At 61.8% G+C, this 18,015-nt stretch carries 10 protein-coding genes; 9 read left to right on the forward strand and 1 reads right to left on the reverse strand.

Going from position 1 to position 18,015, the window contains the following annotated elements; translation table 11 throughout:
* Positions 1–38 precede the first annotated feature (38 nt).
* Positions 39–746, reverse strand: coding sequence for a hypothetical protein (locus tag ACCD05_RS21495; protein WP_146618528.1), 708 nt, complete (start codon positions 744–746; stop codon positions 39–41).
* 869 nt (positions 747–1,615) lie between these two features.
* On the opposite strand from ACCD05_RS21495, the gene ACCD05_RS21500 reads away from it, so the two are divergent.
* The 9 genes from ACCD05_RS21500 (at position 1,616) to ACCD05_RS21540 (ending at position 17,943) form a co-directional block, all read left to right on the forward strand.
* Positions 1,616–6,853: a beta strand repeat-containing protein gene (locus tag ACCD05_RS21500; RefSeq protein ID WP_413395206.1), complete on the forward strand. Its 5,238-nt coding sequence runs from the start codon at positions 1,616–1,618 to the stop codon at positions 6,851–6,853.
* Positions 6,854–7,070: 217 nt separating this feature from the next.
* Positions 7,071–9,116, forward strand: a complete 2,046-nt coding sequence (locus tag ACCD05_RS21505; RefSeq protein WP_413395208.1) for a glycosyl transferase — start codon at positions 7,071–7,073, stop codon at positions 9,114–9,116.
* 67 nt (positions 9,117–9,183) lie between these two features.
* Positions 9,184–10,341, forward strand: a complete 1,158-nt coding sequence (glf, locus tag ACCD05_RS21510; RefSeq protein WP_413395210.1) for a UDP-galactopyranose mutase — start codon at positions 9,184–9,186, stop codon at positions 10,339–10,341.
* A 331-nt stretch (positions 10,342–10,672) separates the two neighbouring features.
* Positions 10,673–11,164, forward strand: a complete 492-nt coding sequence (msrB, locus tag ACCD05_RS21515) for a peptide-methionine (R)-S-oxide reductase MsrB (RefSeq protein WP_413395212.1) — start codon at positions 10,673–10,675, stop codon at positions 11,162–11,164.
* A gap of 15 nt (positions 11,165–11,179) precedes the next feature.
* Complete coding sequence (locus ACCD05_RS21520; RefSeq protein ID WP_413395214.1) at positions 11,180–13,054, forward strand: cytochrome c biogenesis protein DipZ; 1,875 nt, start codon at positions 11,180–11,182, stop codon at positions 13,052–13,054.
* 12 nt (positions 13,055–13,066) lie between these two features.
* The gene (msrA, locus tag ACCD05_RS21525) at positions 13,067–13,816 is read left to right on the forward strand and encodes a peptide-methionine (S)-S-oxide reductase MsrA (protein WP_413395216.1); all 750 of its coding nucleotides are present in this window, start codon (positions 13,067–13,069) and stop codon (positions 13,814–13,816) included.
* Between the two features lie 319 nt (positions 13,817–14,135).
* Positions 14,136–14,837: a gluconate 2-dehydrogenase subunit 3 family protein gene (locus tag ACCD05_RS21530; RefSeq protein WP_413395218.1), complete on the forward strand. Its 702-nt coding sequence runs from the start codon at positions 14,136–14,138 to the stop codon at positions 14,835–14,837.
* 5 nt (positions 14,838–14,842) lie between these two features.
* Positions 14,843–16,612, forward strand: a complete 1,770-nt coding sequence (locus ACCD05_RS21535) for a GMC family oxidoreductase (protein WP_413395220.1) — start codon at positions 14,843–14,845, stop codon at positions 16,610–16,612.
* Between the two features lie 11 nt (positions 16,613–16,623).
* The gene (locus ACCD05_RS21540; RefSeq protein WP_413395222.1) at positions 16,624–17,943 is read left to right on the forward strand and encodes a c-type cytochrome; all 1,320 of its coding nucleotides are present in this window, start codon (positions 16,624–16,626) and stop codon (positions 17,941–17,943) included.
* Positions 17,944–18,015: the final 72 nt, after the last annotated feature.

Raw genomic sequence — 18,015 nt, forward strand, 5'->3', positions numbered from 1 at the left:
GATCTCGATGCGGGCGTTCTTGTTTGACTGCTTGCTTGTTATTCCGCGCGGATTTCGTGCAGGACCATGCCGGTGCTGCCTGCCATGCTGGTCAGCCGCGGCCGGTTGAAGACCGTGTAGAGCGGGTTGACGCATTCAGGGTTGGCGAACAGCGTGTTGGTGTCGAAGTAACCGTCCTCGATGAACTTCAGATTGTCGTGCATCGTGCGGAGGTAATAGTACATCATGTGCAGATGACCGCGGCCGGCCAGCTGGTTCATGATCAGCGCATTGTGGAAGGCGGGAATGGCGGCCTTGCCGATTACGTGGATCGCATCGCCGACGCGGCGGTGATCGCGCCAGTAGTCGCGATATTCCTTCCAGGTGAAGTGGATGCTGTTGATGTCGATCTTCAGGTCCCAGGCGTCGAAGGGCTTCTTGAAGGCCAGGTCGAAGCGGACCACGACAAGCGCATCGTAATCGGTCTTCTCGAAGATATGCTTCAGCGCTTCCTTGTAGGTCTCTGCCTGCGAGCTTCCCTTGGGGTCGAGCAGGATCAGCTCGCATGGCGCGAACTTTTCCTGCAACTCGGCCAGCGCCGGGCTTTCGTATGTCGCCAGATAGACCGTGGCGTCGGGGTTCTTCGCGCGGATCGGCGCGATCACGTTCTCAAGCAAGGACGCGGCGTTGTCCCGCCCGTCCATCGGCAGGCCGAAACGATCCTTTTCAAGAAAGTTATGGCCTCTAATCAATATAGACAGTCGCATTCTGGTCGTCCCTATCACCCAATAGCTCGATGAACGCCATTTTACTTGTGCCGGGCTTGCCTCGGGGACGAATCGGTGTGCGCCGCAGCATCCGGAGCCGCCGCCACGGCAGGAATTGTGCGTTAGGCCCAAAAAAGGTCGGAAATTATTGCGGGCGGGCGGCTCTATGCTGCTGGAGCGTCGCGCCGACATTTGCTATCCGCCACTTCGGATCGACAGGTAACTTGCGTTTCCATGATGATTCGTTTTTGTTTCTATAGTATTTCTAATTGATAATCTGGGAATTAAAAAAGAGAATCATGGTTCTGGATCAGTTTTTCTCTTTCCTATTCTATCGTTTTGAATTGATACGTTAAGCGCTGGCCCGTGCATGCAGCCATTGTTGCAATCGCCAGTCGAGCCGTACGGTTTCGGCTTGAAAAAAGACATAGTGTCCCAATTGCATCTAAAAAAATGACGATTTAGACTTCCGGCGACCGAATCTGTAACAAGAGTGCAGCTCCGCTACAGCCGACGTTAACTCGAAATTAAAGACTGCCGAATAAGAGTTTTACTGCTCGCGATAGCTCTACCGAGGAGCGCGGTTGGCCGGTTTGTCCATGATGGACGCTGGTAAACGGTGCCGGGGGTTAAGAAGTTCGCGGTCATTGGCGTAGGGATCAGAGCCATTTTGGCTCTGGGCGCATGATGCCCTCCTTTTGCGCTGGCTCGTCCGAGCCATGTTTAGTTTGACCCAATTTTGTTCCGACAGGAAACCCGGATCGTCGATGCCGACGACGCCGTGTGGCCGGCTTAAGTGCGGCTATACGCGTCCGACCGACGAAGCGGGATGATGTCTTTTGATCAGCTAACGCGAGGGGCGCTCGTCCATGACTTCCATTGTAACTTCTCTGACCGTCAATCAGATCCGGGCGCTGTCGACGACCGCGATCGCCAATCTGTCGTCCGATGACGTGGCACTGCTCACGACGACACAGATCAAGGCCTTGAGCTCCACGCAGCTCGGCGCTATCGAAACCCAGGACTTCGTTGCTCTTTCTTCCCAGCAGATGAGCGCCGTATCGGCGACCGCGCTGGTTGGTCTGAAGCTCGAGCAGCTGGCAGTTCTTACCACGGGCCAGCTCGGCGGTCTCTCGACCACGCAGGTTGCTGCTCTCTCCACCACTGAAGTCGCAAACCTCTCCTCCGAACAGATCGGCGCGCTTTCGACCGGTCAGGTGGCTGCTCTTACCTCCAAGCAGATCGCTGCGATGGGCACGGAAGACGTTGCCGCCTTCACGACCAACCAGATCGCGGTTCTGAAGACCACACAGCTCGCCGCGCTCTCCTCCGCGCAGATCGCTGGTCTCTCCACCGATCAGGTCGTTGCGTTCACGTCCTCGCAGGCCGCAGCGCTGACCTCGGTTCAGCTCGGCGCCATCTCGTCCGACGGCATTGCCCTGTTCTCGACCGACGAGATCGCGGCCATCAGCACGAAGGCTCTCGGCGGCCTCAGCACCGATGGCATGGCGGCGCTCACCAGCGACCAGGTCATCGCGCTGAAGACCAGCCAGGTTGCTCTCCTCAGCAGCGCCCAGTTCGGCGCCCTGAGCTCTGACCAGATCGGCGTTCTCACGGGCTCGCAGATCGGCGCTCTCGGCTCCAAGCAGCTTGCTTCGCTCTCCACCGACGTCATCGCATCGCTCAACACCGACCAGATCGTCGCGCTGAAGACCACGCAGGTCGCAGCCCTCACCACCGACCAGCTCGCAGCACTCGACGTCGCCCAGGTCGGCGCATTCAGCTCCGCCCAGACCGCAGTGCTTTCCTCCGCGCAGTTTGGCGCGCTGACCACCGACGACATTGCGAGCTTCTCGACCGACGAGATCGCCGCCATCAACACGAAGACGCTGGCCGGCCTGTCGACCGCGACGCTCGCAGCTCTCGACACGGACCAGTTCGCAGCCCTCAAGTCCAGCCAGATCGCTCTGCTCACGACCTCGCAGGTCGCATCGCTGGGTTCCGACAAGATCGCCGCGCTGAAGAGCGACCAGGTCGTCGCCCTGACCTCCAGGCAGCTTGCAGCACTGACCACCGATGAAGTCGCAGCGATCACCACCGACAACGTCGCCGCCATGAAGACCGGGCAGATCGCCGCTCTGAACAACAGCCAGATCGCCGCGATGTCCTCCGAGCAGATTTCGGCGCTCACCGGCGCACAGATCGGCGCAATGTCCTCGTCCGAACTCTCGGCGCTGTCGACCGACGACATCGCGACGTTCACGACCGATGAAATCGCTGCCATCAGCACCAAGGCTCTCTCCGGCCTGTCGACCGATGTCATCAACTCTCTGACCAGCGATCAGGCAGTCGCCCTGAAGTCGAGCCAGATCGCAATTCTCAGCACCGCCCAGATCGGCGCATTCTCCACGGACAACATCGCTATCCTGACCAGCGATCAGGTCGGCGCCCTGAACTCCAGGCAGATCGGCGCGCTCACGGCGGACGAAATCGGTGCGATTTCGACGGATAACGTTGCCATCCTGAAGACCGCGCAGGTCGCGGCCCTCAGCTCGGCGCAGATCACCGCGATGTCTTCCGAGCAGGTCGAGGCTCTGACCAGCAGCCAGGTTGGCGTCCTCAGCTCCGCACAGCTCGGCGCGATGTCCACGGACGGCGTCAGCTCCTTCACCACGGATGAAATCGCCTCCATCAGCAGCAGAGCTCTGACGGGTCTGAGCACCGACGACGTCGCCGCTCTCAGCAGCGACCAGATCGTTGCGCTGAAGACGAGCCAGGTCGCTCTCCTGAGCAGCGCGCAGCTCGGCGCCATCTCCACCGACAACATTGCTCTCCTGAAGAGCGACCAGGTCGGTGCCCTGACCGCCAAGCAGATCGCCGGTCTCTCCAGCGACGCTCTTAGCGCTATCTCGACCGACAACGTCGCAACTCTGAAGACGGCGCAGATCGCCGCCCTGACGACGGCGCAAATCGGCTTCCTGTCGACAGACCAGGTCAAGGCTCTGACGACCGGCCAGGTCGGCGTCCTGACGGCCGGCCAGATCGGTGCGATGTCGAGCGACGACATCGTCACGTTCTCGACCGACGAAATCGCCGCGATCAGCACGAAGGCCATTGCACAGCTCTCCACCGACGGCCTCGCTGCACTGGATAGCGATCAGGTCAAGGCTCTGAAGTCGACCCAGGTCGCGCTTCTGACCACCGCTCAGGTCGCATCGCTTACGACGGACCAGGTGTCCGTGCTCGGCAGCGACCAGGTTGGCGCCCTGAACTCCAGGCAGATTGGCGCTCTCACCACCGATGAGCTTGCTGCCCTGTCGACCGACAACGTTGCCATCCTGAAGACCACGCAGATCGCCGCGCTGAGCAGCCTGCAGATCGACGCCCTGACGTCCGATCAGGTGACCGCACTGACCAGCACCCAGGTCGGTGTGCTGACCTCCGGCCAGCTGCATGCTCTGTCGAGCGACGACATCGTGTCCTTCACCACGGATGAAATCGCTGCGATCAATACCAGGTCGCTGTCGGGTCTGACCACGGATGCCGTCAACGCTCTCAGCAGCGATCAGGTTGTTGCTCTCAAGACCAGCCAGATTTCCGCGATGGGCACCATCCAGCTGAACGCGCTGACGACTGACAACATCACCAAGCTGCTGAGCGACCAGATCCTGGCGCTGAGCACCAGCCAGCTTGCTTCGCTGTCGACCGATGACATCGCTGCGATCTCCACCGACAATGTCGGCATCTTGAAGAGCTCGCAGGTTGCCGCTCTGACGACGGCGCAGATCGACGCCATGTCGAGCGACCAGGTCGAGGCACTGACGACCGGTCAGGTCGCGGTTCTGACGGCCGCCCAGATCGGCGCAATGTCGAGCGACGACATCGTGACGTTCTCGACCGACGAAGTGGCCGCGATCAGCACGAAGGCCATTGCGCAGCTCTCCACCGACAGCCTCGCGGCTCTGGACACAAACCAGTTTGCCGCTCTGAACTCGGGCCAGGTCGCGCTGCTCACCACCAGCCAGGTCGCATCGCTGTCGACCGACAAGCTGGCTGCCATCGGTAGCGATCAGCTCGGAGCCATGAACTCCAGGCAGATCGCAGCTCTGACCACGGATGACATCGCTGTCCTCTCCACGGATAACGTCGCCATTCTGAAGACCGGCCAGATCGCCGCCATGACCACGGACCAGCTCAATGCGCTGACCGCCGATCAGGTGACCGCGCTGACCGCCGATCAAGTCGGTGCGATGTCCTCGCTCCAGCTTGCGGTCATGACAACCGACGACATCACGTCGTTCTCGACCGATGAAATCGCGGCCATCAGCACCAAGGCGCTTGCCGGTCTGAGCACGGATGACATCAACGCGCTCAGCAGCGACCAGGCCGTTGCCCTGAAGTCGAGCCAGATCGCACTGCTCAGCACGGCGCAGATCGCCGCCCTGTCGACCGACAACATCGCGCTTCTGACCAGCGACCAGGTCGGTGCACTGAAGTCGAACCAGATCGCGGCACTGTCCACGGACGAAGTCGCGGCTCTGAGCACCGACAACATTGCCCTGCTGTCGTCGGGTCAGGTCTCCGCTCTGAACAATACTCAGATCGGCGCCATGTCCTCCGACCAGATCAAGGCTCTGACCAGCGCCCAGATCGGTGTTCTCACCGCCGACGAGTTCGCCGCAATGTCCACCGATGACATCGCGACCTTCTCGACCGACGAAATCGCGGCGATCAACACCAAGATCATCGCGGCCCTGTCGACCGACACGCTCGAGGCATTCGGTACGGATCAGTTCGCTGCTCTGACCACCGGTCAGGTGGCACTGCTGAGCACCTCTCAGATCGCGTCGCTGACGACCGACAAGGCGGTGGCCCTGAGCAGCGATCAGATTGGTGTCCTGAACTCCAGGCAGATCGCGGCGCTCAGCACCGACGACCTCGCGGTTCTGTCCACCGACAACGTGGCACTGCTGAAGACGGCCCAGGTGGCCGCACTCAGCACCGCGCAGATCACGGCGATGTCGTCCGATCAGGTCCAGGCTTTGACCAGCACTCAGATCAGCGTGCTGACCTCGGCCCAGCTCGGCGCCATGTCGACGGATGGTGTCTCGTCCTTCTCGACCGACGAGATTGCGGCGATCAGCACCAGGGCTCTGACCGGCCTGAGCACTGATGATATCAGCGTGCTCAGCAGCGATCAGGTCAAGGCTCTGAAGACCGGCCAGATCGCTCTGCTGACGACCGGCCAGCTGGCTGCGATCAGCACCGACAACATCGCTCTCCTGTCTTCGGATCAGGTCGGTGCGCTGACGTCGGCACAGGTCAAGGGTCTGACCACCGACGAGGTGGCGGCTCTGACCACCGACAACGTCGCAGTGCTGAAGTCGGGTCAGGTCGCGGCTTTGACCACGGATCAGATCACCGCCATGACCTCGGATCAGGTCACGGCGCTGACGAGCTCCCAGGTCGCGGTTCTGACCGCAGCCCAGATCGGCGCCATGGACACGGACGATATCACCTCGTTCACCAACGACGAGATCGCGGCCATCAGCACCAAGGCTATCGTGGAACTTTCCTCGGCCAGCATTGAGGCAATGACCACCGATCAGTTCAAGGCCCTGACGACGAACCAGGTAGCGCTTCTGACCACCAGCCAGATCGCTTCGCTCTCGACCGACAAGATGGCTGCCATGAGCAGCGATCAGCTCGGTGTCCTGAGCTCGCGGCAGGTCGCGGCTCTCAGCACCGACGATATCGCGGTTCTGACCACGGACCAGGTCGCAGTGCTCAAGACCGGCCAGGTGGCTTCGCTGACGACGGCTCAGATCGACGCGATGACGTCCGATCAGATCCAGGCGTTCAACAGCACCCAGATCGCGGCCATGAGCTCGGCGGAGATCGGCGCGATGTCCAGCGAGGACATCGCGACCTTCACCACCGACGAAATCGCGGCGATCAGCACGAGGGCTCTGGCCGGACTTGCAACGGAAGACATCGCGGCCATGAACACCGACCAGCTGGGCGCCTTCACCTCGACGCAGGTGCCGGCTCTGAACTCGGCCCAGGTCGATGCGGTTCTCGCAGCCTACGCAGCGCTGAACTCGTAAGTCACGGATAGACGAAAACAGGACGCCGCCCGATCATCTCGGGCGGCGTTTTTCGTTTCTGCGCCCGGTGCCGAACCGCCTTGGATATCAGGCGTTCTCACGCTGTTTTGACGCCAATCAGCCAGCCCGACGCAAGCTCTATCCGATAGCAAGGAGCCCGACGCTTTCGTGCGTCTGTTGATCTCAGGCCATCCGGCCGCCTTGCCGTAGGACGTCCATGAACGCGAACACCGCAATTGCATCGAGCCAAGTCTCTCCAATCGCAAACATTTTGGAGCAGGCCCGTCATCAACGCCTGTCGCTTGGCGATCTGATTTCCATCGCAGAGGGTCTTGCGAATGCCGACCAGCGGCAGCAGGCGGCAGAGCTCTACAAGACGTGGATCGCGTTCAACGACAACAATCCGCTGCTGCATCTCGCCTATTTCAACTACTCCGTGGTGTCGCGTCAGGCCGGCGACATGGCCGGCGCGATCAGCGCGCTGCGTGCCTGCCTGAAGATCGATCCGCGCTTCGGCCCGGCGCATATCAACCTCGGCCGTGCGCTTGAGGATTGCGGTCTCGGCCATCAGGCCGTCGAGCAGTGGCGCAGCTACGCGGAGACGACCAACGACATCACCAGCGAGCGCATCGAGCACCGCTTGATGACGCTTCAGCATATCGGCCGCGTTCTTGAGGGCGGTGGCGTGCTGGAGGCGGCGGAGACCACGCTGTGGCAGGCGATCGAGCTGCAGCCGAACCGCCCGGAAGCCGGTCAGCACTGGACGTCGCTGCGCCAGCGGCAGTGCAAATGGCCGATCCTGACGCCGTCGATCCATGTCAGCGCACGCCAGCTGCTCGACGCGATGTCGACGCTGACGCTCTCCTGCTACGCCGACGACCCGCTCTATCAGCTCGCCAAGGCCTATCGCTACAACAAGACGCTTGTCGGCCGCCCGAACCTTTCGGCCTTCCCGCGCAAGCCCGCACGCGTGAAGACCGGCACCGGCCAGCGCCTGCGCGTCGGCTATGTCTCGTCGGATCTGCGCGATCACGCCGTCGGCTTCGCGCTCAGCGAAGTGCTGGAGCTGCACGACAAGACGACCGTCGAGATCTTCGGCTATTACTGCGGCGAGCCGCGCACCGGTGACGCGACGCAGGAGCGCATCAAGGCGGCCGTCGACGGCTGGCGCGATATCAGCGCGCTCAGCGATACCGATGCCGCTAACCTGATCCGCAAGGACGAGATCGATATCCTGATCGACGTCAACGGCTACACCAAGCATGCCCGCACGAAGCTGTTCGCCTATCGCCCGGCGCCTGTCATCGTCAATTTCTGCGGCTACCCGGGCTCGATGGGCAGCCCCGTGCACCAGTACATGATCGCCGACGAGACGATCGTGCCCGTCGAAAACGAGATCTACTATACGGAAAAGGTCCTGCGGATCGCCTGCAATCAGCCGATCGACCGCAAACGCCAGATCGCCGCGACGCCGACCCGCACGCAGGCGGGCCTGCCCGAGGATGCCTTCGTCTTCGCCTGCTTCAACGGCATGCAGAAGATCAGCGAGCCGTGCTTCGCGCGCTGGATGACGATCCTGGCTGCGACGCCGGGCAGCGTGCTCTGGCTGCTTGCGGCGGACGAGGCCGTGAACGACCGCCTCGTGCAGGCTGCCGTCAAGGCCGGCATCGATGCCGAGCGGATCATCTTCGCGCCGAAGGCGCCGAACGCGCATCACCTGGCGCGCATCGCCCTTGCCGATCTCTTCCTCGACACCTTCCCTTATGGCGCGCATTCGACCGCGGGCGACGCGATCACCATGGGTCTGCCGGTGCTGACGGTTCCGGGCAAGAGCTTTGCCTCGCGCTTCTGCAACAGCATCGTGGCCGCCGCCGGCGTGCCGGAGCTCGCCTGCAGCGGGCCTGATGATTACGTCAAGCGTGCCATCGGCTTCTTCAAGGACCGTGCAAGCCTGGCCGCCATCCGCCAGTCGCTGAAGGACAAGCGCGAGGGCAGTGCGCTGCGTGATATTCCGGGTCTCGCCCGTCGTCTGGAAGAGCTCTTCTGGCAGATGCAGGGCGAAGCCGAGCGCGGCGAAACGCCGACGCCTGACCTCAGCAACCTCGACGCCTATTACGAGATCGGCGCCGAGCTCGTGCAGACGCTCGGTGAGTTCGAGGACGATGCGAGCTATCGCCGCCACTACCGCGAGAAGCTGGCGCAGTGGAACGACTACGCGCCGCTCGCCATCGACACGCGCCTGTGGACGGAGCCGACGGTCTAACGCCGCCGGTCCATCCTCAAGGGGTTTCAACTTGCCGCAAGGCCACAGGCAACGGGTGCTTTAGAGAATGCAGGGGAATGGAAAGATCGTGATCGTCGGCGCCGGACTGTCGGGCGCCGTGATCGGGCGGGAACTGGCGCTGGTGGGGCACAAGGTCGAGATCCTTGATGCTCGCGACCATATCGCCGGCAACTGCCATACCGAGCGCGATGCCGACACCGGCGTGATGGTGCATGTCTACGGACCGCACATCTTCCATACCGACGATGCCGAGGTCTGGGACTACGTCAACGGTTTCCAGACCTTCATGCCCTACAAGAACCGGGTGAAGACGACAAGCAAGAGCCAAGTCTATTCGCTGCCGGTCAACCTGCACACGATCAACCAGTTCTTCGGCAAGACCTTGCGTCCCGCCGAGGCACGTGCGTTCATCGAGGAGCAGGCCGACAAGACGATCACCGATCCGCAGACCTTCGAGGAGCAGGCCATGCGCTTCGTCGGCAAGGATCTCTACGAGGCCTTCTTCAAGGGTTATACCGAGAAGCAGTGGGGCTGCTCGCCGACCGAACTGCCGGCCTCGATCCTGAAGCGGCTGCCGGTGCGCTTCAACTACGACGACAACTACTTCTTCCATAAATTCCAGGGCATGCCCGAGAATGGCTATACCGACATGATCGGCCGCATTCTCGACCATCCCAATATCAGCGTGAAGCTGAGCACGCGGTTCGAGCGCGCCGAGCATGCGGATGCCAGCCACGTCTTCTACTCCGGACAGCTCGACGGTTATTTTGAGTACGAGGCCGGGCGGCTGGGTTACCGGACGCTGGATTTCGAGCGCTTCAGCTATGATGGCGATTATCAGGGCTGTGCTGTCATGAACTACGGCGATGCCTCGGTTCCCTTTACTCGCATCACCGAACACAAGCACTTCTCCCCGTGGGAGGAGCATCAGGGTTCGGTCTGCTACCGCGAGTTCTCGCGCGCCTGCGGTCCTGATGATATTCCCTACTATCCGATCCGGATGGTCGAGGAGAAAGAACAGCTGGCGCAATATGTTACGCGCGCCGAGAAGGAAGAGGGCGTCACCTTCGTCGGCCGCCTTGGCACCTATCGCTATCTCGACATGGACGTGACGATCCGCGAGGCGCTCGACACGGCGCGGCTCTATCTCTCGACGCTATCAGAGAGCGCCCGCATGCCGGCCTTCCTGCATCGTCCGGTCTGAGCTGAACATCATCGTCGTTATTGCGAAAGGCGCTGGCTGCAAGGCTGGCGCCTTTTGCGTTTCCCGCGTCGGATTTCGGCCAAGCAGCGTTCGATCCGACAAGACAAGCTCCCTTAGGCAATCACATATTGGTGAATTGGCAGTCGCAGCTTGTCCGGAAGGCCGGTTTGGCCTTCGTATAGCGTTGTATTCGCTTGAATATATTGCTCTGCTGATGCGGCAGCCGGCGCTTTGGTGAGGGCGAGGTATTTCGGGTGCGGCGCGTAACAAAATGGCTGCGTCGCCCGTAGTTGTTGTCAGACACACAGTTGATACCGGAGGAGACCACGAGATGATGAATAGACGCAGACTGCTCTTCAGTGCCGGCATTGCCGCGATCGGCCTGCCGCTTGTTCTCGGTCGTTCGAAGGCTTCGGCCGCGGAGACCTTTCCCGTCACCCATACGGATGCCGAGTGGAAGAAGATGCTGACGGCGGATCAATATGCCGTTCTGCGCGAGGAGGGGACCGAGCGCCCCTTCACCAGCGCCCTGCTTCACGAAGAGCGCAAGGGCAACTTCGCCTGCGCCGGCTGCGGACAGGATGGCTTTGCATCCGCGACCAAATTCGACAGCGGAACAGGATGGCCGAGCTTCTGGGCGCCGCTTGACGGCAAGGTCGTCGGCACGACACGCGACACGCAGTTCGGCATGGTACGCGAGGAGGTTCATTGCGGCCGCTGCGGCGGTCATCTCGGGCATGTGTTCGATGACGGGCCGCAGCCGACCGGCCTGCGCTACTGCCTGAACGGTGTTGCCCTGACATTTCATCCGGCTTCGGCCTGATCAACGGGACCTGACATGATCCTCTTCATTCTCGCTTATCTCGGGGGCGTGCTGACCATCGTCAGCCCCTGTATCCTGCCGGTGCTGCCTTTCGTCTTCGCGCGCGCCGGCCAGCCGTTTCTGCGCAGCACGCTGCCGATGCTTGTCGGCATGGCGGCGACGTTTGCGGCCGTTGCGACGCTGGCGGCGCTTGGCGGCGGCTGGGCGGTGCAGGCCAACGAGTATGGCCGCTATGCAGCGCTGGTGCTGCTCGCCGTCTTCGGCGTCATCCTGCTTTTCCCGACCCTGTCCGATTATCTGACGCGGCCGCTGGTATCGCTTGGGGCGCGGCTGTCGCAATCGGCCGATCGTGGTACCCGAAGCGGTGGATCGACCGTCGCTGCGTCGGCCTTGCTGGGTGTTGCCACGGGCCTGCTCTGGGCACCCTGCGCGGGCCCGGTTCTCGGGCTGATCCTGACGGGCGCTGCGTTGCAGGGAGCGAGTGTCGGCACGACGTTTTTGCTGCTCGCTTACGCTCTGGGTGCGGCGACGTCGCTGGCGCTGGCGCTTTTGATCGGTGGCCGGGTGTACCAGGCGATGAAACGGTCGCTTGGCGTCGGTGAATGGGTGCGTCGCGGGCTTGGCGTTGCCGTTCTGGCCGCTGTGGTGGCGATCGGTCTCGGCCTCGACACAGGCTTCCTCACACAGGCCTCGCTGGCCAGCACCGGCACGCTGGAGCAGAGCCTGATCGATAAGCTGCATCCGCAGCAGCAGGCGGCAGAGAATGCCGGCTCCGTCGTGATGAAGGGCGACGCCATGAGCGGCAGCAACCAGATGATGATGTCCGGCAATGCTCCGGCCGTGATATCAGGCAACAATGCGATGATGGCCGGCTCGAACGCGATGATGATGAAGGGCGGCCCGAAGACGACTGCCACTGAAGCGCTTCCGGTCGAGGGAACGATGCCGTCGCTGGATGGTGCCGTGCAGTGGCTCAATTCGTCGCCGCTCTCGGCGCAGTCGCTCAAGGGTAAGGTCGTTCTCGTCGATTTCTGGACCTATTCCTGCATCAACTGCCTGCGCGCCATTCCCTATGTCCGCGCCTGGGCGGAAAAGTACAAGGATCAGGGGTTGGTGGTGATCGGCGTTTATGCGCCGGAGTTTGCATTCGAAAAGAACATCGACAACGTCAAGAAGGCGATCGGCGATCTCAAGATCACCTACCCCGTCGCCATCGATAACGACTATGCCATCTGGCGCGCCTTCGAAAACCAGTATTGGCCGGCGCATTATTTCATCGATGCCGAGGGGCGCGTGCGCCATCATCACTTCGGCGAGGGCGATTACGACGGCTCAGAGCGGGTGATACAGCAGCTTCTGGCGGAGGCCGGCAAGGCAAACGTCGCCGCCGATGTGGTCGAGGTCAAGGCGACCGGTGCCGAAGCCGCATCGAACCAGGCGGATGTGCAATCGCCGGAGACCTATGTCGGCTGGCAGCGCTCCGAAAACTTCGTCGACCAGAAAGGCACGGTCAACGACGCCGCCCATACCTATGTCGCGGCGACACCGCGGCTCAACGAATGGGGCCTGACGGGCAACTGGACTGTCGGTTCCGAGCAGGCCGCGCTGAACGACAAGGACGGCAGCATCTACTACCGCTTCCATGCCCGCGATCTGCATCTGGTGCTTGGTCCGGGTGCCGACGGCAAGCCGGTGCGCTTCCAGGTGACCGTCGATGGCAAGCCGCCCGGTGACGGGCATGGGGCCGATACCGATGCCGACGGCAACGGCACCGTGACCGCACAGCGGCTCTACCAGCTCATCCGCGAGCCGGGCGCCGTTGGCGATCACACATTCGAAATCCGATTTCTTGATCCCGGCGTACAAGCCTACGCCTTCACCTTCGGTTGATAGGAGACCATCATGACTGACCATAAGGGCATGACTGACTATAAGGGTTCGACTACACGCCGCTCGATGCGCATCGTCGCCTTTGGTGCGGCGGGCGTGCTGGCCGCGGGTCTGGCGATGTATTTCACACCTTCGTCCGCCGAAGAGGCGCGTGTCATTCCGGCGCCTGTCATGGACGAGCCGGCCGGCGGTGGCAGCGAGACGGCGACCTTTGCCGGCGGTTGCTTCTGGGGTGTGCAGGGCGTGTTCCAGCACGTGAACGGGGTGAAAAGCGCGACGTCGGGTTATGCCGGCGGCTCCAAGAATACCGCGCAGTACGAAACGGTCAGCGGCGGCGATACGGGCCATGCGGAATCGGTCAAGGTCGTGTTCGATCCGAGCAAGGTCAGCTACGGCCGGCTGCTGCAGATTTACTTCTCCGTTGCGCACGATCCGACGCAGTTGAACCGCCAGGGTCCCGATACCGGCACGCAATATCGCTCGGCGATCTTTCCCGCCAATGACGAACAGGCCAAGGTCGCGAAGGCCTATATCAGCCAGCTGAACCAGGCGCGGGTTTTCGATGCAGCCATCGTCACCAAAATCGAGCCGGGCAAGAGTTTTTATGCCGCGGAGGGGTATCATCAGGACTTCCTGACGAACAATCCAACCTACCCCTATATCGTCATCAACGACCTGCAGAAGGTCGCCGCTCTGAAGCAGCTGTTCCCGAAAGATTACAGCGAAAAGCCGGTATTGGTCGCGGCCTCCGGTTCGAACTGAACGCCATCCGTATCGCATGCAAAACGCCCGCCCGGTTTCGAGCGGGCGTTTTGCGTTGAATCGCACTAGCTGGTCAACTCATTATACCTGAGTGAAAAATTCCACAAAAGAGCGATTGGTACGTGAAATATCGCGACTTGCTTTGAACATGTGCAAAATAATTCTCAATTGTGGCGGAAATCGAACCGGTTTGCGCTCACCGGTGCTTGTCACCCGGCTCCAGCGGGCGTACGGCGCTTAGCGTCAAATTGCCCTGCGCTGAATTGACGCTTCAGCAAAACTTGAGCGACCGACTCCCACGGTCGTGAAGGAGCCAATCATGAGAGACCTCCCGGGCCTGCCGTCCCGCAGAAGCTTCCTGAAAGCTTCCGCGGCGACCGCGGCTATTGCCGGCATTGCCGGTGCAGCGAAAGCCGAAACCAAACCCGAACCCGCCGCGCTCACCGAATACAAGCCGGACTGTCTTCAGCCCACGGAGTGGGCCTTCGTCATGGCTGCGGTCGCCAGACTGATTCCGTCGGAGGGCGACGGCCCCGGCGCGATCGAGACGCGCGTTCCCGTTTTCATCGACAAGCAGCTCGCCGGCGATTACGGCAAGGCATCAGACTGGTACATGGTCGGCCCCTATGAGCCGGCGGCTAGCCCGCTGCGCGGCTGGCAGACGCCGCTCAACCCGCTGGAAACCTACCAGCAGGCGATCCCGGTGTTCAACGAGTGGTGCAAGCAGACCCACGGCAAGATCTTCGCCGAACTCGACCCGGCAACGCAGGACAAGGCGCTCACCTCGCTCCAGAAGGACGAGATGAAGATCAAGCCGGAGCTGCGCGAGTTCTTCTCGATCCTGCTTGCCAACACCAAGGAAGGTTACTTCTCCGACCCGATGTATGGCGGCAACCACGGCATGGCTGCCTGGAAGTATATCGGCTTCCCGGGCGCCCGCGGCTCCTACAAGGAGTGGGTCGGCAAGCATAACGTCAAGTATCCGCTTGGCCCCGTCTCGATCTCCGGCGAAAGGGGCTAACGATCATGGCACGCACAGAAAAGAAAAAAGACGTCGTTCTCGTCGGCTTCGGCTGGACGGGCGCGATCATGGGCATCGAGCTTGCCAATGAAGGCCTCGAGGTTCTGGCGCTGGAGCGCGGTCACGACCAGGCGACCGTTCCCGACTTCCAGTACCCGAACATGATCGACGAGCTGAAGTACGGCATTCGCTACGGGATGATGGAAAAGCCGGCGAACACGACCGTCACCATCCGCCGCTCGCTGGATGAGACCGCGCTGCCTTACCGCAGCCTCGGCACCTTCCTGCTCGGCACCGGCGTCGGCGGCGCTGGCACGCACTGGAACGGCCTCAACTGGCGTCCGATGCAGTCGGAGTATCGCCTGAAGTCCTACGTGACCGAAAAGTTCGGCGCGGGCGTCATGACCGAGGACATGACGATCCAGGACTATCCGATGACCTACGAAGAGCTCGAGCCGCATTTCGATCGCTTCGAGAAGGTCGCGGGCATTTCCGGCCAGGCCGGCAACGTCAACGGCAAGATCGTCGAGGGCGGCAACCCGTTCGAGGCGCCGCGTTCCAACGACTATCCGATGCCGGCCATGCCGTCGACATGGGATGGCGTGAAGTTCCGCGATGCGGCGAAGGCTGCGGGCTATCACCCGTTCCCGAGCCCTGGTGGCATTGCCTCCAAGGACTACGTCAACGAATACAACATGCAGATGGGCCCGTGTAACCATTGCGGTTTCTGCGAGCGCTACGGCTGCTACAACTATTCGAAGTCCTCGCCGCAGACGGCCATCATCGATGCCCTGAAGCGCAAGAAGAACTTCGAATACCGCGTCAACTCGGAAGTGCTGCGCGTCGAGAAGGCTGAAGACGGCAAGACCGCGACTGGCGTTACCTATTTCGACCACAAGACCGGCGAAGAAGTCTTCCAGCCGGCCGATCTGGTCATCCTGACCGCATTTGCGCTGAACAACGTCCACCTGATGCTCGTCTCCGGCATCGGCCAGCCTTACGACCCGAACACCAACGAAGGTGTCGTCGGTCGTAACTATGCCTACCAGATCACCGGTGGCTACACGCTGTTCTTCAAGGACGAGGAATTCAACCCGTTCATCGGCACCGGCGCAAACGGCTTCTGTATCGACGATTTCGGTATCGACAATATCGACTTCGCCAAGGAAGGCTTTGTCGGCGGCGCTTACTGGCGTGCCGGCCAGACCAACGGCCAGCCGGGCCACACCATGCCGCTTCCTGCGGGCACGCCAAGCTGGGGTGCAGGCTGGAAGAAGGGCATCGGCGAATGGTACGGCCATGCGATGAACATCGGCGCCCACGGCTCCGTCATGTCCTATCGCGGTCACTATCTCGACCTCGACCCGACCTACAAGGACCGCCACGGCCGTCCGATGCTGCGCATGACCTACAACTGGCACGAAAACGAAATCCGCCAGACGCAGTTCATGAAGCAGAAGATGGAACCCATCGCCAAGTCGATGAACCCGACCACGATGCAGGAAGGTTTCAAGAAGGAAGGCGCGATGTTTGACGTCCGTCCTTACCAGACCACCCACAATACCGGCGGCACGGTGACCGGCGACGATCCGAAGACCTCGGTTCTCAACCGTTATCTGCAGTCCTGGGACTGCCATAACGTCTTCGTCATGGGTGCCAACGTCTTCCCGCAGAACACGCAGTACAACCCGACCGGCATGGTCGGCGGTCTGGCCTACTGGGCGGCGCATCACATCCGCAAGGATTACCTGCCCAACCCGCGGCCGCTGGCATAAGGAGAACAGAGATGAAAACCTTTCTCCGCATCATCGGAACGCTGGTCGTTCTCGGCGTCATCGCCTTGGTTGCCTTCATCTTCGTGCCGGTGCAGCGCACCGGCCCGGTCACTCAGCTCGCAGCCGACTTCAAGCCGGCCAAGGGGCAGGGTGAATATGTCATGCGCGCCGGCGACTGCATGGCCTGCCACACCAGCGAAGGCGGCAAGCCTTTCGCCGGCGGTCGCGCCATCCAGAGCCCGATGGGCACGATCTGGACCACCAACATCACGCCCGACAAGGACACCGGCATCGGCAACTGGACGCTCGCCGATTTCCGCGCTGCCCTCTACGACGGCGTGACGCCCAACGGTACGCATCTCTATCCGGCCATGCCGTACGAGAACTACCGCAAGCTCTCGGAAGAAGATGTCGTGGCGCTTTACGACTACTTCATGCACGAGGTCGAGCCTGTCTCGAACAAGGTCGAGGAAACCAAGCTTTCCTTCCCGTTCAACATGCGCTTCGGCCTGCGCGCCTGGAACTGGCTGGCCGCCAGCTACCCGGCCGGCTTCAAGCCCGAGCAGGGTGAGGACGAGCAGTTCAACCGCGGCAAGTATCTTGTTGACGGCGCCGGCCACTGTGCCGCCTGCCACAGCCCGCGCAACCTGTTCATGGCGCAGGACGGCATCGACAATTCGTCGAAGGCCTTCCTCTCCGGCGGCGAGATCGACGGCTTCACGGCCCCTGATCTGCGTGGTCCGGCAAGTGGTCCGCAGACGTGGAGCACCGAGCAGCTGGCGGCTTATCTCTCGACCGCTCGCAACGCTCACTCATCGGCAACCGGTGAAATGATGCTCGTCGTTCGTGACTCGCTGCAGTACATGAGCCACGACGATAACCTCGCCATCGCCACCTATCTGAAGAAGATCGGTAGCGCTGGTGGTTCGGCTTCGGCCGTACAGCCGGAGAAGGCAGAGGTGACGGCGACCGAAACGCTGCTTTCGGACGCCAAGCCCGACATGCCGCTCGGCCCGCGTCTCTATATCGACAACTGCGCCGCCTGCCACATGGTAAGCGGCAAGGGTGCCGGCGAGACCTTCCCGGCGCTCGATGGCAACTCGCTGGTTGATGCCAAGTCGCCCAAGGGCCTGATCAGCGTGATCCTGCACGGCGCCGAGCTGCCGTCGACGCCGGATCGCCCGATGAAGCTGCGCATGCAGGGCTACGAAAACCGCCTGTCGGATGACGAAGTCGCCGCACTCGCGACCTTCCTGCGCGATGGCTGGCACAACAAGGCCGCCACTGTTTCGGCAGCCGACGTGACCGCCGTTCGTGGCGAGAAGCACTAGGACAAGAGGCCGGCAGCGCGAGAGTGCTGTCGGTTTTGTTCGTGAGACTGGACATGAAACAGCCCGCGGGAG

This window comes from Rhizobium sp. Rhizsp42, from assembly GCF_047304155.1.
GTDB lineage: Bacteria > Pseudomonadota > Alphaproteobacteria > Rhizobiales > Rhizobiaceae > Rhizobium.

Excerpts from the sequence above, each read along its gene's own strand:
- ACCD05_RS21530 (WP_413395218.1), top strand. The coding sequence starts at position 14,136 with ATGAGAGACCTCCCGGGCCTGCCGTCCCGCAGAAGCTTCCTGAAAGCT.
- ACCD05_RS21540 (WP_413395222.1), top strand. The coding sequence starts at position 16,624 with ATGAAAACCTTTCTCCGCATCATCGGAACGCTGGTCGTTCTCGGCGTC.
- ACCD05_RS21505 (WP_413395208.1), top strand. The coding sequence starts at position 7,071 with ATGAACGCGAACACCGCAATTGCATCGAGCCAAGTCTCTCCAATCGCA.
- ACCD05_RS21495 (WP_146618528.1), bottom strand. The coding sequence starts at position 746 with ATGCGACTGTCTATATTGATTAGAGGCCATAACTTTCTTGAAAAGGAT.
- msrB (WP_413395212.1), top strand. The coding sequence starts at position 10,673 with ATGATGAATAGACGCAGACTGCTCTTCAGTGCCGGCATTGCCGCGATC.
- ACCD05_RS21535 (WP_413395220.1), top strand. The coding sequence starts at position 14,843 with ATGGCACGCACAGAAAAGAAAAAAGACGTCGTTCTCGTCGGCTTCGGC.
- glf (WP_413395210.1), top strand. The coding sequence starts at position 9,184 with ATGCAGGGGAATGGAAAGATCGTGATCGTCGGCGCCGGACTGTCGGGC.
- msrA (WP_413395216.1), top strand. The coding sequence starts at position 13,067 with ATGACTGACCATAAGGGCATGACTGACTATAAGGGTTCGACTACACGC.
- ACCD05_RS21520 (WP_413395214.1), top strand. The coding sequence starts at position 11,180 with ATGATCCTCTTCATTCTCGCTTATCTCGGGGGCGTGCTGACCATCGTC.
- ACCD05_RS21500 (WP_413395206.1), top strand. The coding sequence starts at position 1,616 with ATGACTTCCATTGTAACTTCTCTGACCGTCAATCAGATCCGGGCGCTG.